28 protein-coding genes and 1 tRNA gene are annotated in these 25,648 nt (G+C 71.7%); 12 read left to right on the top strand and 17 right to left on the bottom strand.

Going from position 1 to position 25,648, the window contains the following annotated elements; translation table 11 throughout:
• Positions 1 to 37: 37 nt before the first annotated feature.
• Positions 38 to 652 (bottom strand): hypothetical protein, encoded by a 615-nt coding sequence (locus tag ACY1JX_RS12370; protein ID WP_462564144.1) that lies wholly within the window; start codon positions 650 to 652, stop codon positions 38 to 40.
• 100 nt (positions 653 to 752) lie between these two features.
• On the opposite strand from ACY1JX_RS12370, the gene ACY1JX_RS12365 reads away from it, so the two are divergent.
• Both ACY1JX_RS12365 and ACY1JX_RS12360 read left to right on the top strand, forming a co-directional pair.
• On the top strand, positions 753 to 1,616 hold the full coding sequence (locus ACY1JX_RS12365) for a bifunctional methylenetetrahydrofolate dehydrogenase/methenyltetrahydrofolate cyclohydrolase (protein ID WP_462564143.1): 864 nt from the start codon (positions 753 to 755) through the stop codon (positions 1,614 to 1,616).
• Complete coding sequence (locus tag ACY1JX_RS12360; RefSeq protein ID WP_181752833.1) at positions 1,613 to 1,879, top strand: DUF3017 domain-containing protein; 267 nt, start codon at positions 1,613 to 1,615, stop codon at positions 1,877 to 1,879. Before ACY1JX_RS12365 ends, ACY1JX_RS12360 begins: the two co-directional genes overlap by 4 nt.
• A gap of 67 nt (positions 1,880 to 1,946) precedes the next feature.
• On the opposite strand, the gene ACY1JX_RS12355 is transcribed toward ACY1JX_RS12360, so the two are convergent.
• From ACY1JX_RS12355 to ACY1JX_RS12320, 8 genes are all read right to left on the bottom strand, one after another.
• Positions 1,947 to 2,936, bottom strand: a complete 990-nt coding sequence (locus ACY1JX_RS12355; RefSeq protein ID WP_181752835.1) for a malate dehydrogenase — start codon at positions 2,934 to 2,936, stop codon at positions 1,947 to 1,949.
• Between the two features lie 73 nt (positions 2,937 to 3,009).
• Entirely contained in the window at positions 3,010 to 3,657 is a 648-nt protein-coding gene (locus ACY1JX_RS12350; RefSeq protein ID WP_462564142.1) for a hypothetical protein, read from the bottom strand.
• Positions 3,658 to 3,666: 9 nt separating this feature from the next.
• Positions 3,667 to 4,917, bottom strand: coding sequence for an RNA polymerase sigma factor (locus ACY1JX_RS12345; RefSeq protein ID WP_462564141.1), 1,251 nt, complete (start codon positions 4,915 to 4,917; stop codon positions 3,667 to 3,669).
• Positions 4,918 to 4,920: 3 nt separating this feature from the next.
• Positions 4,921 to 5,289: a YciI family protein gene (locus tag ACY1JX_RS12340; RefSeq protein WP_181752841.1), complete on the bottom strand. Its 369-nt coding sequence runs from the start codon at positions 5,287 to 5,289 to the stop codon at positions 4,921 to 4,923.
• A 56-nt stretch (positions 5,290 to 5,345) separates the two neighbouring features.
• Entirely contained in the window at positions 5,346 to 5,765 is a 420-nt protein-coding gene (locus ACY1JX_RS12335) for a DoxX family protein (RefSeq protein ID WP_462564140.1), read from the bottom strand.
• Between the two features lie 125 nt (positions 5,766 to 5,890).
• A complete protein-coding gene (guaA, locus tag ACY1JX_RS12330; protein WP_078700040.1) occupies positions 5,891 to 7,477 on the bottom strand; it encodes a glutamine-hydrolyzing GMP synthase in 1,587 nt (528 codons plus the stop codon).
• A gap of 125 nt (positions 7,478 to 7,602) precedes the next feature.
• Positions 7,603 to 8,634: a hemolysin family protein gene (locus tag ACY1JX_RS12325; protein WP_462564139.1), complete on the bottom strand. Its 1,032-nt coding sequence runs from the start codon at positions 8,632 to 8,634 to the stop codon at positions 7,603 to 7,605.
• Entirely contained in the window at positions 8,631 to 9,992 is a 1,362-nt protein-coding gene (locus ACY1JX_RS12320) for a hemolysin family protein (RefSeq protein ID WP_462564138.1), read from the bottom strand. The genes ACY1JX_RS12325 and ACY1JX_RS12320 overlap by 4 nt, the downstream gene beginning before the upstream one ends.
• Positions 9,993 to 10,066: 74 nt before the next feature.
• Here ACY1JX_RS12320 and ACY1JX_RS12315 point away from each other — a divergent pair, with 74 nt between their 5' ends.
• The 3 genes from ACY1JX_RS12315 to mscL all read left to right on the top strand — a co-directional run bounded on the left by ACY1JX_RS12315 (position 10,067) and on the right by mscL (position 11,473).
• Positions 10,067 to 10,345, top strand: coding sequence for an FmdB family zinc ribbon protein (locus ACY1JX_RS12315; RefSeq protein WP_462564137.1), 279 nt, complete (start codon positions 10,067 to 10,069; stop codon positions 10,343 to 10,345).
• Between the two features lie 67 nt (positions 10,346 to 10,412).
• Positions 10,413 to 11,000: an SAF domain-containing protein gene (locus ACY1JX_RS12310; protein ID WP_462564136.1), complete on the top strand. Its 588-nt coding sequence runs from the start codon at positions 10,413 to 10,415 to the stop codon at positions 10,998 to 11,000.
• A 47-nt stretch (positions 11,001 to 11,047) separates the two neighbouring features.
• Entirely contained in the window at positions 11,048 to 11,473 is a 426-nt protein-coding gene (gene mscL / locus ACY1JX_RS12305; protein WP_462564135.1) for a large conductance mechanosensitive channel protein MscL, read from the top strand.
• 3 nt (positions 11,474 to 11,476) lie between these two features.
• Here mscL and ACY1JX_RS12300 read toward each other — a convergent pair whose 3' ends face one another.
• Both ACY1JX_RS12300 and ACY1JX_RS12295 read right to left on the bottom strand, forming a co-directional pair.
• A complete protein-coding gene (locus tag ACY1JX_RS12300) occupies positions 11,477 to 11,665 on the bottom strand; it encodes a hypothetical protein (protein ID WP_462564134.1) in 189 nt (62 codons plus the stop codon).
• Positions 11,658 to 12,548, bottom strand: a complete 891-nt coding sequence (locus ACY1JX_RS12295) for an NAD-dependent epimerase/dehydratase family protein (protein WP_181752859.1) — start codon at positions 12,546 to 12,548, stop codon at positions 11,658 to 11,660. Before ACY1JX_RS12295 ends, ACY1JX_RS12300 begins: the two co-directional genes overlap by 8 nt.
• 124 nt (positions 12,549 to 12,672) lie before the next feature.
• Between ACY1JX_RS12295 and ACY1JX_RS12290 the strand changes: the two genes are divergently transcribed.
• A tRNA-Arg gene (locus ACY1JX_RS12290) sits at positions 12,673 to 12,748 on the top strand.
• A 5-nt stretch (positions 12,749 to 12,753) separates the two neighbouring features.
• Here the strand turns inward: ACY1JX_RS12290 and ACY1JX_RS12285 are convergent.
• Positions 12,754 to 14,316: an MFS transporter gene (locus ACY1JX_RS12285; RefSeq protein WP_462564133.1), complete on the bottom strand. Its 1,563-nt coding sequence runs from the start codon at positions 14,314 to 14,316 to the stop codon at positions 12,754 to 12,756.
• A 103-nt stretch (positions 14,317 to 14,419) separates the two neighbouring features.
• Positions 14,420 to 15,085 carry a GAP family protein gene (locus tag ACY1JX_RS12280; RefSeq protein ID WP_462564132.1) on the bottom strand — a complete coding sequence of 222 codons (666 nt, stop codon included), beginning with the start codon at positions 15,083 to 15,085 and terminating at the stop codon, positions 14,420 to 14,422.
• 229 nt (positions 15,086 to 15,314) lie between these two features.
• Between ACY1JX_RS12280 and ACY1JX_RS12275 the strand changes: the two genes are divergently transcribed.
• The 4 genes from ACY1JX_RS12275 (at position 15,315) to ACY1JX_RS12260 (ending at position 19,510) form a co-directional block, all read left to right on the top strand.
• Positions 15,315 to 16,016: a hypothetical protein gene (locus ACY1JX_RS12275; RefSeq protein ID WP_462564131.1), complete on the top strand. Its 702-nt coding sequence runs from the start codon at positions 15,315 to 15,317 to the stop codon at positions 16,014 to 16,016.
• 68 nt (positions 16,017 to 16,084) lie between these two features.
• Positions 16,085 to 18,130, top strand: coding sequence for a sensor histidine kinase (locus ACY1JX_RS12270; protein ID WP_462564130.1), 2,046 nt, complete (start codon positions 16,085 to 16,087; stop codon positions 18,128 to 18,130).
• The gene (locus ACY1JX_RS12265; protein WP_462564129.1) at positions 18,127 to 18,786 is read left to right on the top strand and encodes a response regulator transcription factor; all 660 of its coding nucleotides are present in this window, start codon (positions 18,127 to 18,129) and stop codon (positions 18,784 to 18,786) included. The genes ACY1JX_RS12270 and ACY1JX_RS12265 overlap by 4 nt, the downstream gene beginning before the upstream one ends.
• Positions 18,787 to 19,132: 346 nt before the next feature.
• On the top strand, positions 19,133 to 19,510 hold the full coding sequence (locus ACY1JX_RS12260; protein ID WP_286931184.1) for an SHOCT domain-containing protein: 378 nt from the start codon (positions 19,133 to 19,135) through the stop codon (positions 19,508 to 19,510).
• A gap of 3 nt (positions 19,511 to 19,513) precedes the next feature.
• Here ACY1JX_RS12260 and ACY1JX_RS12255 read toward each other — a convergent pair whose 3' ends face one another.
• From ACY1JX_RS12255 to ACY1JX_RS12240, 4 genes are all read right to left on the bottom strand, one after another.
• Entirely contained in the window at positions 19,514 to 21,163 is a 1,650-nt protein-coding gene (locus tag ACY1JX_RS12255; protein WP_286931182.1) for a cation:proton antiporter, read from the bottom strand.
• Positions 21,164 to 21,186: 23 nt separating this feature from the next.
• A complete protein-coding gene (locus ACY1JX_RS12250; RefSeq protein ID WP_462564128.1) occupies positions 21,187 to 22,233 on the bottom strand; it encodes an LLM class flavin-dependent oxidoreductase in 1,047 nt (348 codons plus the stop codon).
• 28 nt (positions 22,234 to 22,261) lie between these two features.
• Positions 22,262 to 22,705 carry a PGPGW domain-containing protein gene (locus tag ACY1JX_RS12245; protein WP_286931178.1) on the bottom strand — a complete coding sequence of 148 codons (444 nt, stop codon included), beginning with the start codon at positions 22,703 to 22,705 and terminating at the stop codon, positions 22,262 to 22,264.
• A 63-nt stretch (positions 22,706 to 22,768) separates the two neighbouring features.
• Positions 22,769 to 23,455: a metal-dependent transcriptional regulator gene (locus tag ACY1JX_RS12240; protein ID WP_078700024.1), complete on the bottom strand. Its 687-nt coding sequence runs from the start codon at positions 23,453 to 23,455 to the stop codon at positions 22,769 to 22,771.
• A gap of 117 nt (positions 23,456 to 23,572) precedes the next feature.
• Between ACY1JX_RS12240 and ACY1JX_RS12235 the strand changes: the two genes are divergently transcribed.
• Together ACY1JX_RS12235 and ACY1JX_RS12230 are read left to right on the top strand one after the other, a co-directional pair.
• Positions 23,573 to 24,919, top strand: a complete 1,347-nt coding sequence (locus tag ACY1JX_RS12235) for a cryptochrome/photolyase family protein (protein ID WP_462564127.1) — start codon at positions 23,573 to 23,575, stop codon at positions 24,917 to 24,919.
• 9 nt (positions 24,920 to 24,928) lie between these two features.
• The gene (locus ACY1JX_RS12230) at positions 24,929 to 25,648 is read left to right on the top strand and encodes a hypothetical protein (protein ID WP_462564126.1); all 720 of its coding nucleotides are present in this window, start codon (positions 24,929 to 24,931) and stop codon (positions 25,646 to 25,648) included.

Below are 25,648 nucleotides of genomic sequence, written 5' to 3'. Positions count from 1 at the left end.
GGGCCGACGTGACGGCCAGGATGGCCGACTCGGGCAGTCAGGCCCACCAGGTGTCGGCGTCGAGCAGCCAGTGGTGCCGCATCGACAGGGCGCGCTCGACGATCGCGGCGATGCCCGCGAGCGTGAGCACCGTCGCTCCCGTCCCGCCGAGCTCGACCGGCGAGTCGAAGCTCCAGCCCAGCCACTCGGCCACCTCCGCCCCGTGCGTGACGGTGTCCAGCAGGCTCATCGCGGCGACCACGAGCCCCACGACCAGGACCACCACGGCCGCCCGGGCCATGAGCGCGCTCAGCACGGGTCGTCGCTGGGCGAGGCGCTGCCGCCAGGCCTCGGCCATCTTCGGGTACGGGCTCAGCGGCAGCTCGGCGCCGGTCGCGAGCACGAGGTGCGCGCGCTTCACCCCGTAGAACGTGGTGGCGAACTCGATGCGGCCGCCGGGCACGGGGAACGCCGCCGGCGCCTTCGCCACGGCCGTCCGGCGGCCGTCGGCATAGAGCGAGACCTTGTCGTCCCAGTCGAAGAAGTCGTAGTCGACGGCGTACGTGTGACCGGCGTGGGTGAGACCCAGCAGGCTGCGGTTCACGACCTGGAGCCGCGAGTACGGCGGCAGCGGCCGGTCGTCCCCCGGCTCGTTCGCGCGCTTGCGTCCCATGTCGGCGTCCCCCTCACGTCGGCGTCACCTCAGTATGTCCGGCACCGCTCCCGCACAGGGGGCGCCCGTCGCGACGGCCGCGCATGAAAGACTCGGGTCCGTGACCGCCCAGACCCTCGACGGCAAGGCCGTCGCCGCCACCATCAAGTCCGAGCTCCGCGAGCGGGTCGACGCGCTGCGTGCGCGCGGCATCACCCCCGGGCTCGGGACGATCCTCGTCGGCGACGACCCGGCCAGCCGCTGGTACGTCGGCGCCAAGCACAAGGACTGCGCCGAGATCGGGATCGAGTCGATCCGCATCGACCTGCCCGCCGACGCCAGCCAGGCCCAGGTCGAGGCGGCCGTCGACCAGCTCAACGACGACCCGGCCTGCACCCTCTACATCGTGCAGCTGCCCCTGCCGAAGGGCCTCGACGAGAACGCCGTGATCGGCCGCATCGACCCGGCGAAGGATGCCGACGGCCTGCACCCGACCAACCTCGGCTGGCTCGTGCTCGGCAAGCCCGCTCCGCTGCCCTGCACGCCGCGCGGCATCCTCGAGCTGCTGCGCCGTCACGACGTCGAGATCGCCGGCCAGCACGCGGTCGTCGTCGGCCGCGGCATCACCGTGGGCCGGCCGATGGGGCTGCTGCTGACCCGTCGCAGCGAGAACGCCACCGTCACGCTGTGCCACACCGGCACGCAGGACCTGGCCGCGGAGGTGCGCCGTGCCGACATCGTCATCGCCGCCGCCGGCGTGCCGGGCATCATCACCGGCGACATGGTCAAGCCGGGCGCCGCCCTGCTGGACGTCGGCGTCAGCCGCGACGAGGCCGGCAAGATCGTGGGCGACCTCGCCCCGGACGTGTGGGAGACCGCCGGCTGGGTCACTCCCAACCCCGGCGGCGTCGGACCGATGACCCGCGCGATGCTGCTCAGCAACGTGGTCGACTTCAGCGAGGCCGTCGCCGAGGACGCGGGGTGAAGCTCCCCCGCAGCTACGGGTCGCGGATCTACCTGCTGCACCTCGTGGCGGTGGCCGTGGGCCTGGGCCTCATCGCGGTGGGCCCGTGGCGCCTCGGCGTCGTGGTGATCGGCGTCTCGTTCCTGGTCGCGGCGGCCTTCCGGATGGTGGTGCCGCTCGACCACACCGGCATGCTGCGCGTCCGCGGCAAGCTGTTCGACGTGCTGTGGATGGGCTTCCTCGGCACCTCGCTCGTGCTGCTGGCGCTCATCGTCCCCAGCTGATCACGACCTCCGAACGACGAAGCAGGGCCGTCCCGGTGGGGCGGCCCTGCTGTCGTGGTGCAGTGGATCAGATGAGGCCCAGCTGCGTGACGGCGTCGCGCTCCTCGGCGAGCTCGGCCACGCTGGCGTCGATGCGCGCCCGGCTGAACTCGTCGATCTCCAGGCCCTGGACGATCTCCCAGTCACCGTTGTTCGTGGTGACCGGGAACGAGCTGATGAGGCCCTCGGGCACGCCGTAGGAGCCGTCGGAGGCCACGGCCATCGAGACCCAGTCGTTCTCGGCCGAGCCGCGCAGCCAGTCGCGGGCCGCGTCGATCGTGGCCGAGGCGGCCGAGGCGGCGCTGGACGCGCCACGGGCCTCGATGATGGCCGCGCCGCGCTTGGCGACGGTGGGGATGAAGTCGTTCTCGATCCAGCCCTGGTCGCCCACGACCTCGGCGGCGTTCCGGCCGGCGATCTCGGCGTGGAAGATGTCGGGGTACTGGGTGGCCGAGTGGTTGCCCCAGATCGTCATCTTGCTGATGTCCGCGACCTTGGCGCCGGTCTTCGCGGCCAGCTGGCTGATCGCGCGGTTGTGGTCGAGGCGCGTCAGCGCGGTGAAGCGCTCGGCCGGGATGTTCGGCGCGTTCTTCATCGCGATGAGCGCGTTGGTGTTCGCCGGGTTGCCGGTGACGCCGATGCGCACGTCGTCGGCGGCGACCTCGTTGAGGGCCTTGCCCTGCGCGGTGAAGATCGCGCCGTTGGCCTCGAGCAGGTCGCCACGCTCCATGCCCTTGGTGCGCGGGCGCGCACCGACGAGCAGGGCGAGGTTGACGCCGTCGAAGATGTGGTTCGGGTCGTCACCGATCTCGACCGAGTCCAGCGTGGGGAACGCGCAGTCGTCGAGCTCCATCACGACACCCTCGAGCGCCTTGAGCGCCGGGGTGATCTCGAGGAGTCGGAGCTGGATCGGGGTGTCCGGGCCGAGCAGCGAGCCGCTCGCGAGACGGAAGAGAAGGCTGTAGCCGATCTGGCCGGCGGCGCCGGTGACGGCCACCTTGACAGGAGAGGTGCTCACGTCGATGTGCTCCTTGTGTGGGGTGTCTGCCTCGAAACTAGCGCAGGACGATTCCGGCCCCATCACCGCCCGGTCAGAGGTCGTCGATCTCGTTGTCGAGCGAGATCCAGTCCTTGGAGTCCTGCACACGCGTCTGTCCGCCCTGCGTCACGTGCAGCGAGCCGTCGACCGCGTGCAGCTCGTAGCGGGTGCCGTCGCCCTCGGCCACGTAGACGTCGTTGCGCCAGTCGTAGCTGCCGGACAGGTCGAGCGTGTCGCCGCCGTCAGGACGGATCACGACGCGGAACCGGTCGCCGACGGCGTCCTTGCCGCACACGGAGGTCTTGGCGCCCGACGTGGTCGACTTGTAGAGGATCACGGGGTAGTCGCCGCCGCACGCCAGGGACAGACCGTCGGTCGCCTGCTGCTCCTTGCTGACCGGAGTCTGGCCGCAGTCGGGCAGCAGGCTGTCGCCCTGGGTGCCGTCGGCGTTGAACCGGGTGTTGTCGTCCTCGCACTCGCCCGCGGTGGGTGCCGTGGTCGGCTCGGTGGTGGGGGCCGGAGCCGGGGCGTCGCGGCTGGGATCGACCGAGAGGACCGGCGCGGTGGGCGTGGGCGTGGTGGCCGGACCCTTCGCCTCGTCGTCGGAGCCGCCGGAGGACAGCAGCGACCACCCGAACGCGCCGAGGGTGGCCGCGACGGCCAGCACCAGCAGGACAGGACGTGCACCTCGCCAACTCATCGGTCCAGCCTAACTGCTGGTCCCCTGCGCCTCGGCCCGCGCCCGCAGCAGCGCGCGCTCGCGGTCGTTCGAGGCGAGACCGGCCGCGCGGCGGAACTCGGTCGCCGCCTCGTCGTGACGCCCGAGCTGCTCCAGCAGGTCGCCCCGCACGCTGGGCAGCAGGTGGTACCGCGCCAGAGCGGGAGCCGTCATGAGGTCGTCGACCACCGCGAGCCCGGCCTCGGGGCCTCGCGCCCGGGCCAGCGCGACCGCGCGGTTCAGCTCCACGATGAGGGAGCCCGTCGCCCGCGCCAGCCGGGCGTAGAGCCCCGCGATCCGCTCCCAGTCGGTGGTCTCGACCGACGCGGCGCGGGCGTGCTCCGCCGCGATCGCCGCCTGGAGGACGTACGGGCCGTCGCCGCCGAGCCGTACCGCGACGTCGAGCGCCGCCATCCCTCGGGAGATCGCGTCGGCGTCCCAGCGCGACCGGTCCTGGTCGGCCAGCAGCACCGGCTCGCCGTTCGGGCCGACGCGTGCCGCGAGCCGTGACGACTGCAGCTCCAGCAGCGCCAGCAGCGCGTGCGCCTCGGGCTCGGACGGCGTGACGGACGCCAGGATCGCCGCGAGCCGGACCGCCTCCCGGCACAGGTCGGGACGCGTCCAGTCCTCGCCCTCGGTGGCGGTGTGGCCCTCGTTGAAGACCAGGTACACGGCGGCCATCACCGAGTCGAGCCGCTCGGCGCGCTCCTGGCCCACCGGCTCCTCCATCGGGGCACGCGCTTCGGCGAGGGTGCGCTTGGCCCGCGAGATGCGCGAGGCGACGGTGGACTCCGACGACAGGTAGGCGCGCGCGATCTCGCGGGTGCTGAGACCGGCGACGAGCCTCAGGGTCAGCACCGTGCGGCTCTCGGGCGTGAGTGCCGGGTGGCAGCAGGTGAACATGAGCCGCAGGACGTCGTCGCGCACGTGCTCGTCGGCCAGCGCCTGGTCGAACTCCGCCTCGTACGCCTCGCGAGTGCCGGCGCCGACCTCGGCGTAGGCACGGAGCTGACGCTCCCCCGCCCGGAACTGGTCGATCGCCCGGCGCTTGGCCGTGCTCATCAGCCACGCCGCCGGGTTGTCCGGGACCCCCGTGCGGGGCCAGGACTCCAGCGCCTGCGCCAGGGCCTCCTGCGCCAGGTCCTCGGCCCGGTCGACGCTGCGGGTGATGCGCAGCAACGCGCCGAGCAGGCGTGACGACTCCTGTCGCCACACCTGCTCGACCACGCGTGCCTCGTCCATGCGTCAGGCCGGGGGCGCCTCGAAGATCGTGCGCACCTCGACCCAGCCCTCCCAGCCCGGCCAGGCATCGAGGTGGACCTGCAGGAAGCCTTGCGCCCGCTCGACGGCCGTGTCGAGGTCGGGCAGCTCGTAGACGGCGTAGCCGCCGACGAGCTCCTTCACCTCCACGTAGGGGCCGTCCGTCGTGGTGACCGAGCCGCCACTGAGGGTGACGATCGCTCCGTGCGTCTCGATCGGGGCCAGGCCGCCGGCCTGGACGAACGTGCCCTCGGCCGTGGCCTTGGCCTGCAGGGCGCCGATGGCGGCGAACAGTTCCATCGGCGGCTGGTCGGTCGGGCGGTGGGTCTCGTGGACCATGGTCATGAACTTCATGGGGTGCTCCTTGTTTCGGGTGTGATCGTTCCGGATGAGGTGGGGTCGGGCAAGGGTCAGGCGCCCAGCAGGGCGCGCAGGCGGGCGTCCCGCGGCCAGGCGCCCGCCCACACGAGGACGGCGGCGAGGATCGCGAAGACCGTGTTGAGCGTGGGCTGCTCGGCGATGAGGTTCACCGCGACCGCGCCACCGAGGTACGCCGTGATGAGGACGACGGCCATCGCGCGGGTGGCGGGGATCAGGTAGCCGACGAGGAGGGTGCCGAGGACGGCGCCGCAGATCACGATGACGTGATCGGGGATGCCCAACTCGGCGCTCGCCTCGCGCACCTGCTCGACCTGGAGCAGGTGGGTGACGGCGTCGAAGCCGAGGAACGCCGTGACGAGTGCGGTCACGACCCAGCCGGCGCGCTGCGCCTGCGGGCCGAGCGCGGTGCCGGGGGTGGGGCCGGTGGCGGGTCGGGTCTGGGTGGTCATGTCGGTCTCCGTTCGCTGGGGTGAGGTGGTCTCTCACCCGTACGTCGCGCGAACGGGGACGTTCTTGACATGGGCTCCGGAACTTTTCTCCGGAGAGCCGGATCAGGCGCGTGCGCCCGGCTCCGTCACTCCCACTCGATGGTTCCCGGGGGCTTGCTGGTGACGTCGAGGACGACGCGATTGACCTCGTCGACCTCGTTCGTGATGCGCGTGGAGATCCGCTCGAGGAGCTCGTACGGCAGGCGGCTCCAGTCGGCGGTCATCGCGTCCTCGCTGGAGACGGGACGCAGCACGATCGGGTGGCCGTACGTGCGTCCGTCGCCCTGCACGCCGACCGAGCGGACGTCGGCCAGCAGGACCACCGGGAACTGCCAGATCTCGGAGTCCAGACCCGCGGCCGTGGTCTCCTCGCGGACGATCGCGTCGGCACGGCGCAGGATCTCGAGGCGCTCCTCGCTCACCGCGCCGACGATGCGGATCGCCAGGCCCGGGCCCGGGAACGGATGACGCGAGACGATCGCCTCGGGGATGCCGAGCTGGCGGCCGACCTGGCGCACCTCGTCCTTGAACAGCGTGCGCAGCGGCTCGATGAGCGAGAACTCCAGGTCCTCGGGCAGGCCGCCCACGTTGTGGTGGCTCTTGATGTTGGCCGCGCCCTCGCCGCCGCCGGACTCGACGACGTCGGGGTAGAGCGTGCCCTGCACCAGGAACCTGACCGGCGCGCCCGGGGTCGCGAGGACCTCGCGCTCGGCGGCCTCGAACGTGCGGATGAACTCGCGGCCGATGATCTTGCGCTTCTCCTCGGGGTCGGTGACGCCCTCGAGGAAGCCCAGGAACTGGTCCTTCGCGTCGACGACCTTCAGGTCGACGCCGGTCGCGGCGACGTAGTCCTGGCGCACCTGCTCGGCCTCGCCCTGGCGCAGCAGGCCGTGGTCGACGAAGACGGCGGTCAGCTGGTCGCCGATCGCCTTCTGCACGAGCGCGGTCGAGACGGCCGAGTCGACGCCGCCCGAGAGCGCCGAGATGACGCGCGCGTCGCCCACCTGCTGGCGGATGAGCTCGACCTGCTCGTCGACGATGTTCGCGCTGGTCCACGTGGGCGAGCACCCCGCGATGTCGAACAGGAAGTGCTCGAGGATCTTCTGGCCGAACTCCGAGTGCATGACCTCGGGGTGCCACTGCACGCCCGCGAGCCGGCGGTCGGTGTTCTCGAACGCCGCCACCGTGGCCCGGTCGCTCCTGGCGCTGAGGGTGAAGCCCTCGGGCTCGCGCACGACCTCGTCGCCGTGGGACATCCAGCTGACGAGCTGGGCCGGCAGGCCGTTGAGCAGCGTGCCCGGCTCGAGCACCGAGACGTTGGTGCGGCCGTACTCGCGCTGGCCGGTGCGGGCGACCTGGCCGCCGAGCGCCTGCGCCATCGCCATGAAGCCGTAGCAGATGCCGAAGACGGCGGTGCCCGAGTCGACCAGGCCGACGGGCAGCTGCGGTGCGCCCTCCTCGTAGACCGACGACGGCCCGCCCGAGAGGATCACGGCCTTCGGGTTCTTGGCCAGGATCTCCTCGGACGTCGCGGTGTGCGGCATGATCTCGGAGAAGACCTTCGCCTCGCGCACGCGCCGCGCGATCAACTGGGCGTACTGCGCGCCGAAGTCGACGACGATGACGGTGTCGTGGTTGGTCTCGGCTACGGATTCAGGGGTCTCGGGGGCCACGGACCAATCCTAGGGCCGTCCGCCGACCCCGCCGCGAGCGGTGCGGGCAGCGCTGGGAGTGACGTTCGCGGGGTCGAACACGGCGTGTCGACCCCCGGAACGTCACTGCCAGCGATCCGGGGGATTCAGACCTGCTCGCGAATCTCGCCGACGAGCTCCTCCAGGACGTCCTCGAGCATGACGACGCCGATGACGACGCCGCTCGCGTCGGCCACGCGCGCCATGTGCGAGCCCTTGGCCTGCATGGTGCGCAGCGCGTCGTACAGGCCGCTGCCGACCGCCACGGTGGACAGGGGCCGGAGCCACTTGTCCGCGATCGGGCGCACGCGTGAGGTGTCGTCGGTCTCCAGCACGTCCTTGATGTGCAGGTAGCCCGTCAGCTCGCCGTCCTCCCGGGCCACCGGGAACCGCGAGTAGCCGGTGCGGGCGCACGCGTCCTCGACGTCGACCGGGGTCGATCCCGGGGCGATCGTCACCAGGCCGTCGCGCGGCAGCAGCACCTGCGCGACGGTGCCCTCGTGGAAGTCCAGGGCGCCGCTCACGAGACCGTACTCGTCCTCGTCGAGCAGGCCCTCACGGCGCGACTCCTCCACCAGCCCGGCGACCTCGTCGTGCGTGAAGGTGGAGGCGACCTCGTCCTTCGGCTCGATGCCCACGAGACGCACCGCCGCGTTGGCGATCGCGTTGAGCGACACCACGAGCGGCTTGAGGACGGCGATCACCGCGAGCATGAAGGGGCCGAGGATGAGCGCGGCGCGATCGGGTGCCGCCAGCGCGATGTTCTTCGGCACCATCTCGCCGTAGACGACGTGCAGGAACACCACGAGGGTGAGCGCGATCGCGAACGAGATCGGGTGCACGAATCCGTGCGGCACGCCCAGGTACTCGAAGAGAGGCTCAAGCAGGTGGGCGATCGCGGGCTCGCTGATGGCACCGAGGCCCAGCGAGCAGATCGTGATGCCGAGCTGCGCCGCGGCCATCGCGAGCGTGACGTTCTCCATCGCCTTCAGCGCCAGCTTGGCCGAGCGCTTGCCGGCCTGGGCCTCGGGCTCGAGCTGCGTGCGACGGGCCGAGATCAGGGCGAACTCGGCCGCCACGAACAGCGCGTTGAGGATCAGCAGCAGCAGGGTGAGTGCCAGCGCGGGCCATCCGCTCATCGGCCGGCCTCCTCGGTGTCGGAGTCGATCGTGAGGGCGAGGCGGTCGATCCGCCGGCCCTCCAGCCGCTCGACCGTGAGGTGGACCGTCAGCGGCTCCGCGTCGTCCTCGTCGTTCTCGGGGGTGGAGTCGACCTCGAGGGTCACGACGTCGCCGCGCACGGCGAGCCGGCCGAGGCGCTCCAGCACGAGGCCGGCGATCGTCTCGTAGTCCTCGTGCTCGGGCAGCATCACGCCGGTCTGCTCGAAGACCTCGTCGGGGCGCAGCAGGCCCGACAGCGACCACGTGCCGTCGCGACGGTGGCGGCTGCGCTCGGAGAGCCGGTCGTGCTCGTCGGCGATGTCGCCCACGATCTCCTCGACCAGGTCCTCCAGCGTGACGATGCCGTCGGTGCCGCCGTACTCGTCGACCACGATCGCCATCTGGTTGTTCTGGTCGCGCAGCTGGACCAGCAGCGGATCGAGCTCGAGCGTGTCGGGCACCGTGGCGGCGGCCTCGGCGATCTCGGACAGACGCACCGAGCGGCGCCGGTCGGGATCGACTGCGACGGCCTGCTTCACGTGCACGACGCCGACGACGTCGTCGGCCGAGCGGCCGATCACGGGGAACTTCGAGTGGCCGGTCTGGCGCGCCGCTTCGATGAGGTCCATCGCGGTGTCGCGCTCCTCGAGGAAGTGCACCCGGACGCGCGGCGTACGGACATCCGCGGCGGTGCGGTCGCCGAAGGCGATGCTGCGCGCCACGAGCTCGGCCGTCTCGTCGTCGATGGCACCCTCCTGCGCCGAGCGCAGGACGAGGGACCGCAGCTCCAGCGGCGAGCGCGCCGAGCGCAGCTCCTCCTGGGGCTCGACCCCGAGCCACTCCAGGGTGCGGTTGGCCATCGCGTTGAGACCACGGATGGGCCACGCCATCGCGTGCGTGAACGCGCGCTGGGGCCACTGCGTCGCCGCGGCGGTGCGCTGCGGCAGGGAGAGGGCCAGGTTCTTCGGGATCAGCTCACCGACCAGCATCGTGACGATGGTGCTGAGCACCAGCGCGATGCCGTAGGAGGCGACGCTCAGCCCACCACCGGACAGACCGATGGCGGTCAGCGGGTCGTGGAGGAGCCGGCCGATCGCGGGCTCGGCCAGGAAGCCGATGGCGAGGTTGGTGATCGTGATGCCCAGCTGGGCACCGCTCAGCTGGGTGGAGAGGGTGCGCAGCGCCTTGAGGGTCCCCTCGGCACCGCGGTCGCCGGCCGCTGCGTCGCGCTCGATCGTGGCGCGGTCGACGGTGACGAAGGAGAACTCGGCGGCGACGAAGACACCGCAGGCGAGCATCAACAGGAACGACGTGAACAGCAGAAGCCATTCGGTCACAGTGGGTGGGTCCTCAGGTCGGGAACGTGGATGCTCAACGATAGCGGTGGGAGGTGAACGGTATCCTTCTCGTCGTGCCCACCTACCAGTACCGTTGCGCCGACTGTGCCGAAGAGCTCGAGATCAAGCAGAGCTTCTCCGACGCCGCGCTGACGACGTGCCCCTCCTGCGGTGGAGACCTCCGCAAGGTGTTCGGGGCCGCGGGCGTGGTGTTCAAGGGCTCGGGCTTCTACCGCACCGACAGCCGCTCCGGTGGCGGCTCCTCGGCCGGCTCCTCCTCGTCGTCCTCCTCCAGCTCCGGCTCGTCCTCCTCGAGCTCGTCGAGCGGCTCCACCGGCTCCGGCGCCGCCTGACCCCCTCCCTCGCCGAGGCTGTGGACGGCCCGCGCCGGCACCGCGTGATCCTGTCTAGCCTCGCCGCATGGAATCGGCCGCCCGCTTCGTCCTGATCCACCGGCGGGTGCTCGCCGCCACCCTGGCCGGGCTGGCCGTGTGGGCGGCCATCGGCGCCGTCACCCGCTCCCCCGACACCCGCGAGGTGCTCGTCGCCGCCCGTGACCTGGCCGGCGGATCCGCCGTCGGCCCTGCCGACCTGCGGACCCAGCGCCTCCCGCTCGACGCCGTCCCCGCGGGATCGATCGATCGGCCCGACGCGATCGGACGCGCACTCGCGGGCCCCATGCGCGCGGGCGAGGTCCTCACCGACCGGCGCGTCGTCGACCCGCGCGACCTCGGCGAGGGCCGGGTCCTGGCCACCGTCGAGGTGCCCTCCGCCACCGGGAGCCTGCTCAGGTCCGGCGACGCGGTCGACCTGCTCGCCGTGGGCGACGAGGGACGCGCCGTCCCGGTGGCCGAGGCGGTCGAGGTGATCACGGTGCGGTCGGATCCCGACCGCGAGACGGCCGTGCTGGGCGTGGCGGCACCGCCTCGCGTGGCCACGGAGGTCGCGCGGGCGTCGGTGACGTCGCGCCTCACCGCCGTCGTGGTGGGTCGTCAGCGACCACGCTGACGCCCTAGTGTTGGAGGAGACCCCTCCACCGACCCATGAGGAGAGCCATGCTCCAGGGCTTCAAGGACTTCCTGTTCCGCGGCAACATCGTCGACCTCGCCGTCGCGGTCGTCATCGGCACCGCGTTCACCGCGCTGGTGGCCACCTTCACCGGGGCCATCATCGAGCCGATCATCAACTCCCTCGGCGGCACCAGTGTCAAGGGGCTCTCGTACCAGATCGTCGACGGCAACCCGAAGACGATCATCGACCTGGCCGCGGTGATCAACGCGATCATCACGTTCGTCATCACCGCTGCGGTCGTCTACTTCGTCTTCGTCTTGCCGTCCAAGCACCTGATGGAGCGCCTGGCGAAGGGCGAGGAGGAGGAGCCGGAGGGTCCCAGCGAGGACATCCTGCTGCTGCGCGAGATCCGCGACGCGCTCGGTGGCGGCTCCTTCCAGCGCCAGCCCGGTGGGGACCCGACGCTCTAGGACTCAGTCCGTGCCGTGGTGAGGGGGCACGTCGCGCAGCAGCTCGTCATCGCGCGACGTGCCCTTCGCGTCGTCGCCCCAGCCCTCGGGGCTCTCGTCCCGCGTGGTCGAGGGCATCATGTCCCCGAGCAGGCGGGCCGCTCGCTCGATCCGGGCGCGCCGCTCGGCCTCGGTCTCGGAGCGCTCAGCCACGGAACCACTCCGGGGTCAGGACGGGACGCACGGGCTTCCAGCCGGCCAGGTCCATGAACCGCTGCGAGGTCACCCGCTGCGATCGGGCCAGCAGCTCGAGCTTGTCGGCGGTGACGCTGAACAGCCAGCGGCGGAAGAACCGTCCCTCGCTGTGGCCCGCCGCGCGGGCGATCGCGTTGACGTAGTCCACGCGCTTGAGCGGCTCGGCCCCGACGTTGTAGGCGCCGCTGGGTGCCCCGAGTGCGGCGACGGCGGAGGTCCCGACGTCGAGCGGGTGCACGACGTGCATCCAGGAGTCGGGATCGCCCAGCCCGATGGGACGCCGCTTGCGCGCCCGCCGCACGAGGAACTGGGAGTTGGGGTCGTCGCCGCAGATCAGCCCGTAGCGCAGGCGCACCGTGACTCCCCCGGCCTGCTCCACGCGCTGCGCGTGCTGCTCGGCCACGGTGAGCGGCTCGGTCACCATCGTGACGTCGATCGGCGTGGACTCGTCGATCCACTCGTCCCCGCGGGCCACGTAGATGTGGCTGAGGCTCTGCTGGACCATCAGCCCGACCCCGGACTCGATCGCGGTGTCGGCCACGAGGCCGGCTCCCACCGTGCGGATCCGGTTGATGCGGGTCAGCGAGCCCGGGAGCATCGCCTTGACCCCCACCGGGACCTGCGTGGCGAAGTTGATCACCCCGTCGCAGCCGCGCATCGCCTTCATCAGCGAGTCACGGTCGAGGACGTCGCCGTGGATCGCCGTGGCCCCGGCCGACTGAACGAGGCGAGCGGCGGACGGTGAACGCACGAGCCCGACGACCTGGTGTCCGGCATTCTGTAGTGCCGGGATCGTCGCTCGTCCCATGACGCCGTTGGCGCCGGTCAGCAGGATCCGCACCCACCGAGTCTACGGCGGCGATCCGCATCGTGAGACGGGTATGGGTGCCACGTGCGCCACAGGGGCCATGAGTGGACCCGCACGACGCATCCGTCTCCCGACTCGTGGAAAGATGGACCGGTGCGCCCCCGTAGCTCAGGGGATAGAGCAACGGTTTCCTAAACCGCAGGTCGGAGGTTCGAATCCTCTCGGGGGCACCACCGGATCAGGCGGCTGCGTCCTCGGCCTCGTAGCGGCGCAGCAGCTCCTTCTCGGCCTCGTGGCGGGGGAACGCGAGGAAGACGAGCGCGGCCCCGATCAGCACCGCGCACGCACCAGCCGCATAGGCCCAGTCGTCACCCTGCAGGAACGCCGTTCTCGCCGCAGCCGTGATCTGGTCGGCGTAGGTCGGGTGCTGCTGGGCGATCTGCTCGGCGCTCGCGAAGGACTTCGTGAGCTCGGACTGCACGTCCGACGAGGCCTGCTGCCCCGAAGGAGACGCCGCGATGGCCTGACTGAAGGAGCTCGCGTATCCCGCGGTCAGCAGAGCGCCGAAGAGCGACTGCATGATCGCGCCCCCGAGATCGCGCTGCAGGTCGGCGGTCCCGGAGGCCATGCCCGCTCGGTGGACCGGCACGGAACCGGTCAAGGAGTGGGACGCAGGGGTCCCGGCCAGTCCGACGCCGATGCCCAGGCAGGCGTAGGCGAGGGCGATCTGCCAGTAGGGGGTGTTCTCCTCCCAGAGCAGCAGCATGGACAGGAAGCCGAGGAACAGGAAGACGTAGCCCGTGAGCAAGGTGGTCCGCGCCCCTCGCGCCTCTACGAGCTTCGCCGACCGTGGCGCGACCAGGACCATGAAGACGACGGCCGGGAGGAAGGCCGCACCAGCCTCCACGGTGTCGTAGCCGACGACGTTCTGCAGGTACTGCTGGCTGATGAACATCGCACCCATCAGCGACCCGAAGACGATGATCCCCGCGCACGCGGCGACCCAGAAGACGCGCCTCCTGGCGATGTCGAGGTCGTACAGGGGATTGGCTGCCCGGCGCTGCCGCCACACGAACGCCACTGTCGCCGCGACGGCGATCAGCCCGAGGCCCGCCACGAGAGCACCCTTCCCGGGAACCGGCGCGAAGTTGATCGACAGCACGAGGGCGGCGACGAGAACGACCGACAGGATCCCCCCAAGGTTGTCGACGGGCTCGCTCGACTCGTTGACGTGGGAGGGAACCAGCACCCAGGCCATCACCAGCGCCACGACCGCGAGCGGCAGGGTGATCAGGAAGACCGATCCCCACCAGAAGTGCTGGAGCAGCCACCCGGCAACGAGTGGGCCCAGTGCGGCGATGGCCCCGCCCAGCGCCGACCACAGGGCGATGGACCTGGTGCGTCCGGGTCCGGACCACAGCGCGGCGATGAGAGCCAGCGTCGTGGGGTAGGCCATGCCGGCGGAGAGGCCGCCCAGGATCCGGGCCACCACCAGCACCCAGTCGTCCCACGCGAAGGCCGCGAGGAGGCAGGCCGGGACCGACAGCACGATGCCGAGCAGGAGCATCAGCTTGCGGCCGTACCTGTCACCCACCGCTCCCAGGTAGAGCACGGAGGCGGCGAGGCCGAGGGAGTAGCCGACGGCGACCAGGTTCAGCGTCGTCTGCGAGCTGTCGAAGGCCTTGCCGATGGACGGTAGGGCGACGTTGGCCACGGAGAGGTTCAGGTTGGCCACGCCAGCGACCACGATCAGGGCGGCGAGCACCAGGGGCGCTCGCTCGGGGGCGTCCCGACGCGTCATCGGGGCTTCGGACATCGTTGCCTCCGAGGTCGTCCTGGTCACCGGCCTCCCCCACGCTAGGCACCCCACGGCGGTCAAGACTCACCCTCGTGGGATGACTCGCCTAGCCGGCGAGCCCGAGGAGACCGTCGAGCACCAGGAGGGTCCCGAGGAGCAGCGCTGCGACGGCGAACACGACCGGCCCGGAGGCGATCGCTCGGCTGCGAAGCCGGTTCAGGTACGCCTCGGCCTCGACGGGGCGCCGGGCGTAGTAGACGTACATCAGTCCCACGCTGGCGGTGGAAGCCACCGTGAAGCACGCGAAGGCGATGAGGGTGACGAGGGCCTGCGTGTGGTGATGGACGACGAACACGGCCGCGGCCGTCGTGATCGCCCACGGCTGCTTGAGCACCCCGAGCAGCAGCGCGCCGCCCGGTCGAAGGTCGCGGAGGCGACCGAGCATCTTCTGCGAGCCCGCGGCGGGACCGGCGTGGGAGACGACCCCTCGACGCCGCCACTGGCGGGCGCTCACCACGAGCAGCGCGCATCCCACCAGGACCTGGAAGACCATCACGCCGGTCCGGCCGCCACCGTGCTGGACGCTCCGCGACGATCCGACCAGGTAGCTGAGCGTGAAGACGACGGTCAGCGAGGTCGCCCAGCCCAGGAGGAACCCCGCAGCGTTGGCCCGGGGCCTGGCCGTGCCGAGCACCACGATGAACACCACGATCGTGGCCGGGGACAGGCTCGCCATCAGGCCCAGCATCAAGATCGAGAGGATCAGTCCCATGTCGGCGTCCCGGGCCCCGTCTGGTCGGGCAGCGACCCGCCACCTGCGTACGCAGGGGACACGAGCCGGTGCGTTCTGCCCAACATGGCGTTCCGCCGCAGGCAAGGCATCACCCCGGCCGGATGAGGCACCCTCCCCCGATGTCCCGCGCATCGTGCCGCGCTGTCCCTGTCGCGCGGGACTCCTCGCCGTCCACGGTGGTTCCATCACCCCCCTGGAAGGAATCACGATGACCACTCACATCACCACCGAGCAGCGAGTCCGGGACGACCTCCCGCAGGACGCCGCCACCCGCCCCGGCCGCGCCTGGGCCCTCGCGGGCGTCGCCGCCGGCGTCGGCGGCTTCGCCACGACGATGCTCAGCGCGGAGGCCGGCGCCGCCTACGTCGACGGGAAGGTGCAGGAGGCCGATGGCGTCATCGCCTCGCTGAACGGCCACGTCCCACAGCTGATCACGTTCCACGTCGTGGCCACGCTCACCGTCCTGGCGCTCGTGCCGTTCGGTCTCGGCCTGCACCGGCGGCTGCGCGCCGGGCTCGGCCGCGAGAGCCTCGTGCCGGGGACAGCCTCGTTCGGCATCCTCGGGACGGCGCTCGTCGTGCTGATGGGCACCGTGCTCAACACGGAGTTCATCTTCGGGGTCGCTGGGGACACGCCCCTGGCCGTGCCCGAGGCCGCCACCGTGTACAACCACTGGATCGCCACCGTGCCGTGGGTCTGGGGACTCACCGGGCTGACGGGCTGGGCCCTGTTCCGGGCCTGGCGTCAGGGGGTCGTCCGCGCCTGGATGGGCATCGCGGCCGGCATCCTGGGCACGCTCTCGCTGCTGCTGACCGTCGCGCCCCTGCAGTACATGGCGGGCTGGACCGGCTCGGTCATGGTCGTCCTCGTCGCCCTCGGGTTCGCCTTCGGGGACCGCGGCAGCCGGTGACCTCGCTGATCGATCGCCAAGGCGGCGGTTCGCTCCCCTCGGACGCGAACCGCCGCCATGATCTACGCATGAGGTCCACGCAGGTCCCGGTCGGCGGGCTCGCCGCACTCGGCGTCGGCACGGCGCTCTTCGCCGTCGCCGTCGCGCTGGACCTGCGTGTCGGCGACGCCCCGATCCCGGAGTGGACCGAGGAGCCCGGCTGGACGTTCGCCGCCATGGGGCTGATCCAGGCCGGGCTCGGCGTCGTCGTGCTGTGGCACCGTCGCCGTCACCCCATCGGCTGGGCACTCGTGGGCCTCGGCTTCCTGTGGATCCTCGACGGACTGGCGCAGTCCTACGTCCGGCTCGCCGTCTTCGAGCAGGAGGCCCTGCCGGGCCTGACCTGGGTGCTGTGGTTCCTCTTCCGCTTCACCGCCGTGCTGCCCATGAACGCCGCGGCCGTCCTCCTGCTGTTCCCCGACGGCCTTCCGCGGGGCCGCTGGCGCGCCGCGGGATGGGCGAGCCTGGCCCTCATGGGAGCCGGCCTGGTCCTGTTCGTCGTCGTGCCCAGCACCCAGGGCGAGATCGACGCGTCACTGGCGGCGCTCGTTCCCGGGGTCGACACCGACCCCACGTCCATCGAGGCGCTGCGCCCCGTGGCAGAGCAGGTCGTGACCGCCTCGTGGGTCCTCGGCAGCCTCGGATTCGTGCTCGCCCTGGTCACGGTGATGGCGCGGTACCGCGCGTCCCGCGATGCCGAGCGCGAGCGGATGCGGTGGCTCGCGTGGGCCGTCCTGGTGATGGTCCTGCTGATCGCCACGAGCCTGCTCGTGGACGTCACGGTGCTCAACTCGTTCTTCCTCGGCGCCGCGCTGCTGGTGGGGCCGGTCGCCATGGTCATCGCGATCGTGCGACCCGACATCGTCTCGGTGGAGAACCTGCTGGTCCGCACCCTGGTCTACGGCGGCATCAGCGTCGTCATCGTGCTGGTAGACCTGCTCGCGCTGGCGATCATCTCGGCCACCCTCGGGGACGCCTTCGGCGAGCGCCAGGTCGTCCTGCTCGTGCTGCTGCTCGCGGCGATCCTCTACGGCCCGATGCGCCTGCGGATCGAGGCCTGGGTCCGGCGTGCCGTGCTGGGCGACCGGCGCGACCCGTACGCCGTCGTCTCCAGCCTCGCGTCGACGCTCGAGCGCTCCGACGACGACGGCGCCCAGCTGGGCGCGGTCGTCGAGGCGGTCTCCACGGCGTTCGGCCTGTCGTTCGTGCAGGTCGAGGTCGACCGCTCGGCCGGCGAGCGCCTCGTCGCTTCGCGGGGCGAGCGCCCCGACCACGTGCGGTCGTTCCCCATCGCCTACCGGTCGCGCACGATCGGACGGCTCACCCTGCCGGCACACGGCGTGCGCAACCACCTCACGGCGCGCGACGAGGTCCTGCTGGCCGACGTCGTCCGCCAGGCGGCGGCCGCCATCCGCTCCAGCCAGCTCAGCGACGAGCTGCAGCGCAGTCGCGAGGGACTCGTCCTGGCCCGCGAGGAGGAGCGGCGCAGGATCCGGCGCGACCTCCACGACGGCCTCGGTCCCTCCCTCTCGGCCGTGGTCTTCCGGCTGGAGTCGGCGCGGCTGACGGTGGCGTCCGACCCGGCATCCGCCGACGAGCAGCTGGCCGAGACCCGCGACGTCGTGCAAGAGATCATCAAGGACGTACGCCGCCTCGTGCACGACCTGCGACCGCCCGCGCTCGACGACCGGGGTCTCGTGGGCGCTCTGACCCAGCTGGCCGAGCACGCCGACGCGGCCGTCGACGTACGCGTGACGGCCTCAATCGACGGCGGGCTGCCGGCCGCCGTGGAGGTGGCGGCCTTCCGGATCGCCTCGGAGGCCATGAACAACACCCTGCGGCACGCGCACGCCCGGACCTGCTCGGTCTCGCTCAGCGCCGACCCCCACGAGCTCGTCGTGGAGGTGGCCGACGACGGCGTCGGCATCGCGGCCGATGCCCGTCCCGGGATCGGCCTGGTCTCCCTGCGGGAGCGGGCCGCCGAGCTCGGTGGCAGCGTGGAGCTGCGCTGCCCCGAGACCGGGGGCACGATCGTCACCGCGCGACTGCCGCTGCACGGGAGGATGGAGCCATGAGCGAGCCGGTGCGCGTGGTGGTCGTGGACGACCACCGCATCCTGCGTGAGGGGCTGGTCGCCCTGCTCGGCGCGATCGACGGGATCGCGGTCACGGGCACCGCCGGTGACGGCCGCGAGGCCATCCACGTGGTCGACGCCGACCCGCCGGACGTCGTCGTGATGGACATCCAGATGCCCGTGCTCGACGGGATCGAGGCGACGCGCCACATCACCGGCCGGCACGACGGCGTCCGCGTGCTGATGCTGACGATGAACGAGCACGACGACACGATCCTGAGCTCGCTGCGCGCCGGCGCCTCGGGGTACCTGCTGAAGGGAGCCGACGCGGCCGAGGTCCATCGCGCGATCCTGGCCACCGCCGGCGGCGGGATGGTGTTCGGGGCATCGGTCGCGGCCCGGGTCGCGGGGCTCTTCGCCGGACGCACTCGGCACCGCCCGGAGCACCCGTTCCCCGACCTGTCCGAGCGGGAGCGAGCCGTGCTCGACCTGCTGGCCGCGGGACGCAGCAACGACGCGATCGCGGCCGAGCTGTTCGTCTCCAACAAGACCGTGCGGAACGCGGTCTCCTCGATCTACGCCAAGCTGCACGCCGCCGACCGGGCCGAGGCGATCATCCGGGCGCGCGAGGCGGGACTCGGGCGCGACCAGCCCTGAAGGGGAATGCCGCGCCGGAGCGCCCATGGGGAACGGGACCTCCGGCGCGGCACCTGCACGCCGAGTTTGGGGGAAGAATCGGCGTGGTCCGGGTGCAGACACACCCCCCGTGCGCCCGACCCACCGGCCCCTGGGAAGAGTGGGGCCGACCGGACGTCACGACGCCTCAACAGTCACATGAGTCACATCCTCAACACAAGTGCGGCACGCGTCGTGTTGCCCACAATCCCGTTCGGCGAGTCACCCCTCACGGATGACCCGGCGGGACTCGCGTCCGGCCATGATGAAGGCGTGACGACAGTCGTCACAGGGGCCGTGGGCCCGGGAGAGCGAAGGACACACCTCAATGGACAGCTTCTGGGACTTCTTGTGGTTGACGATCTCGGTGTTCTTCTTCATGGCGTACCTGATGGTCCTGTTCAACGTCATCGCCGACCTCTTCAGCGATCGCGAGGCCTCGGGCTGGACGAAGGCCATCTGGGTCTTCTTCCTGATCTTCGTGCCGGCCCTCACCGCGCTGGTCTACCTCATCGCGCGGGGCGGCGGCATGGCCGACCGTCAGCGCGCCAAGATGATGGCGCTGCGGGAGCAGAACGACGCCTACATCCGTGACGTCGCCGGGTCCGCCCCGGCCGACCAGATCGCCTCGGCGAAGGCGCTGCTGGACTCCGGCGCCATCTCCGCCGCGGAGTACGAGCAGCTCAAGGCGAAGGCGCTGGCCTGACGGTCAGACCTCGTCGCCCGTGCGGCGGAGCTCGATGCTGATCTGATCGGCATCGAGCTTCGCCAGCATCCGGGTGAGGACCTCGCTGCTGAACGTGCCCTCGGCCCGCTCCTGGAGCAGCACTTCCCGCTGGCGCTCGATCACCCGCAGCCGCACGTCGCTCAGGACACTCGGGTCGTAGGTGTCGTCGTCGAGCGTCCGGGTGAACCGCTCGCGCAGACCCGACAGCTCGGGCGGCAGCTCGGCGTCGTCCAGCACGTCACGCGCCGCGTCGCGCATGCGGTCGTCGAGTCGCGTCCACTCCTGCTCGGCGCCGTGCGCCCGCCCGGCCAGGCCGAGGCGCCGGACGAACCAGCCCAGCGTGCCGCCCTGCACCACGAGCGAGGTCAGTGCGACGAAGAAGGCGACGAGCACGAGCAGCGAGCGGTTCTCGGTGTCGGTCGGCAGCGTCTGGGCCGCCGCGAGCGTGACCGCGCCGCGCATGCCCGCCCAGACGAGGATGAAGCCCTCGCGCCGACCGAACCGGGCGGCGTCGTAGAAGTCGATGTCGTGCGAGGCGCGCCGCAGTCGCCGGCGGAACCGGTCGGCTCGAGGGTGCTCGCTGTGCTCGACCTTCGTGGTCCACTCGTCGATCGCCTCGCGCAGCTGGGGCGTCCGTCGCATCCGGCGGCGCTCCATCAGCACGATCGAGAGCGTGTAGAACGCCCGGATCCCCAGCGCGACGACGAGACCGATCGCCGCCAGCACGGCGGCACGCGCCACGCCGCCCTCGGTCGTGTCCTCGACATCGCGGACGAGCGCCGAGACCTCCAGGCCCATGATGAGGAAGACCAGCCCTTCGAGCAGCACCTCGATCGTGCGCCAGTTCTGGTGGTCGGAGAGGCGCTGCTTCGGCCCGAGGTGCCTCGCCTGGCCGTGGCCCGTGACCAGCCCCGCCGTGACGGCGGCGACGAGGCCGGACGCCTCCAGGTGCTCGGCCGGGAGGAACGCGACGAACGGCACCGTGAAGGAGATCGCGGTGCTGACGGCCGCGTCCTCGATCCGGGCGCGGAGGCGCAGCACCACCGTGCCGACGACCCACCCGATCGCGACGGCCCCGACGACCGCCCACACGAACTCGACCAGGATCGCGCCGAAGCTCACGCCCGCGGCCGTGGCCGCCACCGCCGTGCGGAGCAGCACCAGCGCGGTCGCGTCGTTCAGCAGGCTCTCGCCCTCCAGCACCGTGATCACGCGTGACGGGACGCCGAGCCGCTTCGCGATCGAGGTGGCCACCGCGTCGGTGGGACTGACGATCGCCCCCAGCGCCACGGCGAGTGCGAAGTCGATCCCGGGGATAAGCAGCGTGAAGACCACGCCGAGCCCGAGGGCACTCACGACGACCAGCAGTACCGAGAGGCCGCTGATGGTGCGGAAGTCCCGCCGGAAGTCCATCGTCGGCATGTTGACCGCGGCCGAGTAGAGCAGGGGCGGCAGCAGCCCCGCGAGGATCAGCTCGGGATCGATGACGAACTCCGGCGTGAACGGCAGCAGGCTCACGACCAGGCCGATGCCGAGCAGGACCAGGGGGGCGGCGGTGCCGATCCGCGGGGCCACCACGGAGGCGGCCACGATGGCCGCCACGACGAGCACCGCGATCAGGATCGACTCCATGGCCGCCAGCGTAGAGGCAGCCGTCAGGCGAGCATGTCGCGCACGAGCGGCGCAACCCGGGTGCCGTACAGCTCGATGCAGCGCATCAGCTGGTGGTGGGGCATCGCGCCGTTCGCGTACTTGAGGTCGAACCGGCTGATCCCCAGCGCCTTGAGGTTCGTGGCGATCTTGCGCGCCACCGTCTCGGGCGATCCGACGTGCAGGGCGCCCTCGGGGCTGGCGTCGCGCTCGAACTGGATCCGGGTGGTTGGCGGCCAGCCGCGCTCGCGCCCGATGCGGTCGCGCTGCGCCTGGAAGTGGGTGAAGAGCTCGTCGCGGGCCTGCTCGTCGGTGTCGGCGACGTAGCCGGGCGAGTGCATCCCGACCGGCAGCGGATCGACGCCGTCTGCGGCGAGCAGCTCGCGGTAGTAGTTCGCGAACGGCACGAACTGCGCCGGCGGGCCGCCGATGATCGCGAGCATGAGCGGCAGCCGGTAGTGCGCGGCGCGCACGACGGACTGCGGGGTGCCGCCCACGCCGATCCAGACCTTGAGGCGACCCGACTCGGTGGGCGGGTAGATGACCTGGTCGGTGAGTGGGGGCCGGATCGATCCCGACCACGTCACCGGCTCCTCGGTGAGGATCTGCGCGAAGAGGTCGAGCTTCTCGGAGAAGAGCCGCTCGTAGTCCTCCAGCTCGAAGCCGAACAGCGGGAAGGACTCGGTGAAGGAGCCGCGGCCCAGGATGACCTCGGCGCGACCGTTCGAGAGCGCGTCGAGGGTGGAGAAGCGCTCGAACACGCGGATGGGGTCGTCGGAGCTGAGCACCGTCACCGCGGAGCCGAGGCGGATCCGCTCGGTGCGCGAGGCGATCGCGGCCAGCACGACGTCGGGGGCGGTGATCGCGAAGTCGTCGCGGTGGTGCTCGCCCAGGCCGATGAAGCTCAGCCCCACCTGGTCGGCCAGCACGGCCTGGTCGACGACGTTCCGCAGCACGACGGCGTGGTGCTCGGGGGTGCCGTCCTCGCCGAGGCTGACGTCCCCGAACGTGTCCAGGCCCAGCTCGACGGTGGCGGGATCGATCGCACTCATGGCCCCACCGTAGACGGGGCCGACGACCTCAGCGCCAGCGCCGGATGCTGTAGACGAGCAGCACGATGGCGATCAGGTCGGAGATCCAGATCCCGATCGCGCCCACCAGCCCCGCGGCGGGCAGCTCGGGGCCGAAGCCGACGCCGAGGATCTCGAACTCGGGGATCGTCGGCGAGAGGAACCAGACCAGGCCCACGCCGGCGACCCAGAGGATGCCCAGGACGCTGACGATGATCCGCGGGATCGTGGCGACGCCGTACTTCGCGGCCTCGATCGCCTTCTCCTCCAGCGGTTCGACGAGCCGGTCGGCCCACGTGTAGTGGCGGGCCAGCAGCGCGATGCCGGCGAACATGCCCAGCAGACCCGGCCCGGGCATCACCAGCATGACGATGCCCAGCACGACGAGGGTCCAGCCGAGCGCCTCGGAGCCCGTGCGTTGGAACCAGCCACGCACGCGCGCACCGAAGGTCATGGGAACATCCTGCCAGCCCCGGGCCAACCCCTCGCCGGGGTCGGGGCGGGCGGCACGGACGACTCAGCGCGAGACGAAGATGTGGGCGGCTGCCTCGGCGTCGATCTCGGCGGTCTCGGACTGACGCGCGACGACGAGTCCGTCGTGGCCGCGCGAGGCGAGGACGTCGTTGCCCGGGAGCGCACCCACGCGCCGCAGGACCGACATGACCTCGGTGTCCTTCTGGAGCTCCTCGGCGATGCGGCGCACGACCACGCGCACGGGCTCGGTGCCGACCGCAGCGGTCAGCAGCGACTCGACGCCGTCGAGGAACTCGGCCGGGCGGACAACCTCGCCGAGCTCGCCGAGTCCGGGGATCGGGTTGCCGTAGGGCGACTCGGTGGGGTGGCCCAGCAGCGCGACGAGACGGCGCTCGACCTGCTCGGACATGACGTGCTCCCAGCGGCAGGCCTCTTCGTGCACGTACTCGATCTCGAGGCCGATGACGTCGGTCAGCAGGCGCTCGGCCAGGCGGTGCTTGCGCATGACGCGGGTGGCCAGCGAGCGGCCGCGCTCGGACAGCTCGAGGTGACGGTCGCCCTCGACCGTGAGCAGCCCGTCGCGCTCCATGCGCGCCACCGTCTGGCTCACCGTCGGGCCACTCTGGTGGAGGCGCTCGGCGATCCGGGCCCGCAGCGGGATGATCCCCTCCTCCTCCAGCTCGAAGATGGTCCTCAGGTACATCTCGGTGGTGTCGATCAGCTCGCTCACGCGGCCATTGTTCCATGTGACGCCGCGGGTCAGGCCCGGTGCGTCGATCGGCCGCCCTCCCGCCGTCGGCGGATCGGCCCGGGTGCGGACCAAGCTCGCTCAGGGGACGATGCCGGGGTGACCGTCTCCGTGATGTGGTTCCGCGCCGACCTGCGCCTGCACGACCACGGCGCGCTGAGGTCGGCGGTCGAGGCGGGGCCCGACGGTGTGGTCCCGCTGTTCGTCCTCGACGACCACTTCCCGGCCGAGAACATGCGGGTGCGGGCGGCGTACCTGGCCCGGCTGCTGGCCGACTTCGACGAGCGGATCGAAGGGCTGCACCTGGTGCGTGGCCGGCCCGAGGTGGAGGTGCCGCGGGTGGTCCGCGCGACCGGCGCCGAGAGCGTCCACGTGACCGCCGGGCACACCCCCTACGCCCTCCGCCGGGACGCGCGGGTCGGCGAGGCGCTCGGCGACGTGCCGCTCGTGGCCGCGGACTCGTCGTACGCCGTCGCGCCGGGAACGGTGCGCAAGGGCGACGGGTCGGCCTACAAGGTGTTCACCCCGTGGTTCCGCGCGTGGCAGTCGCAGGGTGCCCACCCGCCGGTGACGGCGGTGCGCTCGCACGCGGTGCCGTGGGTCCGGCCGGGCGGATCGGTGGCCCTGCCCGACGTGCGCGAGGCCGATGGGGTCGACCTCCCCGCGGCGGGCGAGCAGGCGGCCCGGGCGCACTGGCGGCGGTGGCTCGACGAGCACGTCGACGACTACGACAGCGAGCGCGACCGCCCCGACCTCGACACGACCTCGCGGATGTCGGTGCACCTGAAGTGGGGCACGATCCACCCGCGCACCCTGCTGGCCGACCTCGCCGAGCGGTCGTCGGCCGGGGCCAGCGCCTACGAGCGTCAGCTGGCGTTCCGCGAGTTCTACGCCGACGTCCTGCACGAGTGGCCGGGCTCGGCGTTCGGCTACTACAACCGCGCCTACGAGCAGATGCAGTACGACGAGCCGGCCGGCGACCTCGAGGCGTGGAAGGAGGGGCGCACCGGCTTCCCGTTCATCGACGCGGGGATGCGCCAGCTGCTCGCGCAGGGCTGGATGCACAACCGAGTGCGGATGGCGGTCGCCAGCTTCCTCGTGAAGGACCTGCACCTGGAGTGGACCCACGGGGCGCGCTGGTTCCGCGAGCGGCTCGTCGACGCCGACCTCGCGAACAACCAGCACGGCTGGCAGTGGGTGGCCGGGTGCGGCACCGACGCCGCCCCCTACTTCCGCGTCTTCAACCCCGTGGGCCAGGGCCGCCGGTTCGACCCCGACGGTGCCTACATCCGGCGCTGGGTGCCGGAGCTGCGCGGAGTGGAGGGCCGCGGCGTGCACGAGCCCTGGACCCTCCCGGACCCGCCGGCCGACTACCCGCCCCCGCTGGTCGACCACGCGCAGGAGCGGCTGGAGGCCCTGCGCCGCCACGACGCGCTCGGAGGATAGCGTCAGGGCATGGTCACGATCCCTCGTCAGTTCAACGGCCCGCCCGACTCCGGCAACGGCGGCTGGGTGTGCGGCCTGGTCGCCCAGGAGCGGCTCGCGCAGGACCACACCGGGCCGGTCACGTCGCGCCTGCGGATGCCGCCGCCGCTCGACACCCCGCTGGCCTGGGAGCACGACACCGACGAGTCTCGCCTGGTGACCCACGGAGGAGCGCTCGTCGGCACCGCCGGCCCGGGCGCCTTCACCCGGGAGCCGCCGCCGTTCCTGGACGCGTCCGTCATCGAGGCCGGACTGGCCGCCTACCCGGGCTTCACCACCCACCCGTTCGACCAGTGCTTCACGTGCGGCACCGCGCGCGGAGAGGGCGACGGGCTCCGCATCTTCAGCGGCCCCGTCGGCGACGACCTCACGGCGGCCCCGTGGACCGTGCATCCCTCGTTCGCCGAAGCGGACGGCACGGTGGGCCTGCCCGTGGCGTGGGCGGCGCTGGACTGCCCCGGCGGCTGGGCGGCCGACTTCTCGGTGCAGCCGATGGTGCTCGGCACGATGACCGCCGAGGTGCTCTCGGCCCCGGTGGCCGGCGAGACCTATCACGCGGTGGGCCAGCTGGCTGCGCGCGAGGGCCGCAAGTTCTTCACCGGCACGGCGCTCTACACGCCGGCCGGCGAGCTGGTCGGCCGCGCCGAGCAGGTCTGGATCGAGATCGACATCGCCACCTTCGGCAGCTGA

The organism is Aeromicrobium sp. JP4 (assembly GCF_054957925.1).
The sequence above is the reverse complement of the archived record's forward strand: the minus strand, read 5'-3'. Positions and strand labels throughout refer to the sequence as shown.

Bases quoted from the DNA above. Each gene is read 5' to 3' on its own strand.
- ACY1JX_RS12335 (WP_462564140.1), bottom strand. From the start codon at position 5,765: ATGACCACCCAGACCCGACCCGCCACCGGCCCCACCCCCGGCACCGCG.
- ACY1JX_RS12230 (WP_462564126.1), top strand. From the start codon at position 24,929: ATGGTCACGATCCCTCGTCAGTTCAACGGCCCGCCCGACTCCGGCAAC.
- ACY1JX_RS12350 (WP_462564142.1), bottom strand. From the start codon at position 3,657: ATGAGTTGGCGAGGTGCACGTCCTGTCCTGCTGGTGCTGGCCGTCGCG.
- ACY1JX_RS12370 (WP_462564144.1), bottom strand. From the start codon at position 652: ATGGGACGCAAGCGCGCGAACGAGCCGGGGGACGACCGGCCGCTGCCG.
- ACY1JX_RS12280 (WP_462564132.1), bottom strand. From the start codon at position 15,085: ATGGGACTGATCCTCTCGATCTTGATGCTGGGCCTGATGGCGAGCCTG.
- ACY1JX_RS12310 (WP_462564136.1), top strand. From the start codon at position 10,413: ATGGAATCGGCCGCCCGCTTCGTCCTGATCCACCGGCGGGTGCTCGCC.
- ACY1JX_RS12260 (WP_286931184.1), top strand. From the start codon at position 19,133: ATGGACAGCTTCTGGGACTTCTTGTGGTTGACGATCTCGGTGTTCTTC.
- ACY1JX_RS12340 (WP_181752841.1), bottom strand. From the start codon at position 5,289: ATGAAGTTCATGACCATGGTCCACGAGACCCACCGCCCGACCGACCAG.
- ACY1JX_RS12285 (WP_462564133.1), bottom strand. From the start codon at position 14,316: ATGACGCGTCGGGACGCCCCCGAGCGAGCGCCCCTGGTGCTCGCCGCC.
- ACY1JX_RS12265 (WP_462564129.1), top strand. From the start codon at position 18,127: ATGAGCGAGCCGGTGCGCGTGGTGGTCGTGGACGACCACCGCATCCTG.
- ACY1JX_RS12250 (WP_462564128.1), bottom strand. From the start codon at position 22,233: ATGAGTGCGATCGATCCCGCCACCGTCGAGCTGGGCCTGGACACGTTC.
- ACY1JX_RS12270 (WP_462564130.1), top strand. From the start codon at position 16,085: ATGAGGTCCACGCAGGTCCCGGTCGGCGGGCTCGCCGCACTCGGCGTC.
- ACY1JX_RS12275 (WP_462564131.1), top strand. From the start codon at position 15,315: ATGACCACTCACATCACCACCGAGCAGCGAGTCCGGGACGACCTCCCG.
- ACY1JX_RS12345 (WP_462564141.1), bottom strand. From the start codon at position 4,917: ATGGACGAGGCACGCGTGGTCGAGCAGGTGTGGCGACAGGAGTCGTCA.
- ACY1JX_RS12325 (WP_462564139.1), bottom strand. From the start codon at position 8,634: ATGAGCGGATGGCCCGCGCTGGCACTCACCCTGCTGCTGCTGATCCTC.
- ACY1JX_RS12255 (WP_286931182.1), bottom strand. From the start codon at position 21,163: ATGGAGTCGATCCTGATCGCGGTGCTCGTCGTGGCGGCCATCGTGGCC.
- mscL (WP_462564135.1), top strand. From the start codon at position 11,048: ATGCTCCAGGGCTTCAAGGACTTCCTGTTCCGCGGCAACATCGTCGAC.
- ACY1JX_RS12245 (WP_286931178.1), bottom strand. From the start codon at position 22,705: ATGACCTTCGGTGCGCGCGTGCGTGGCTGGTTCCAACGCACGGGCTCC.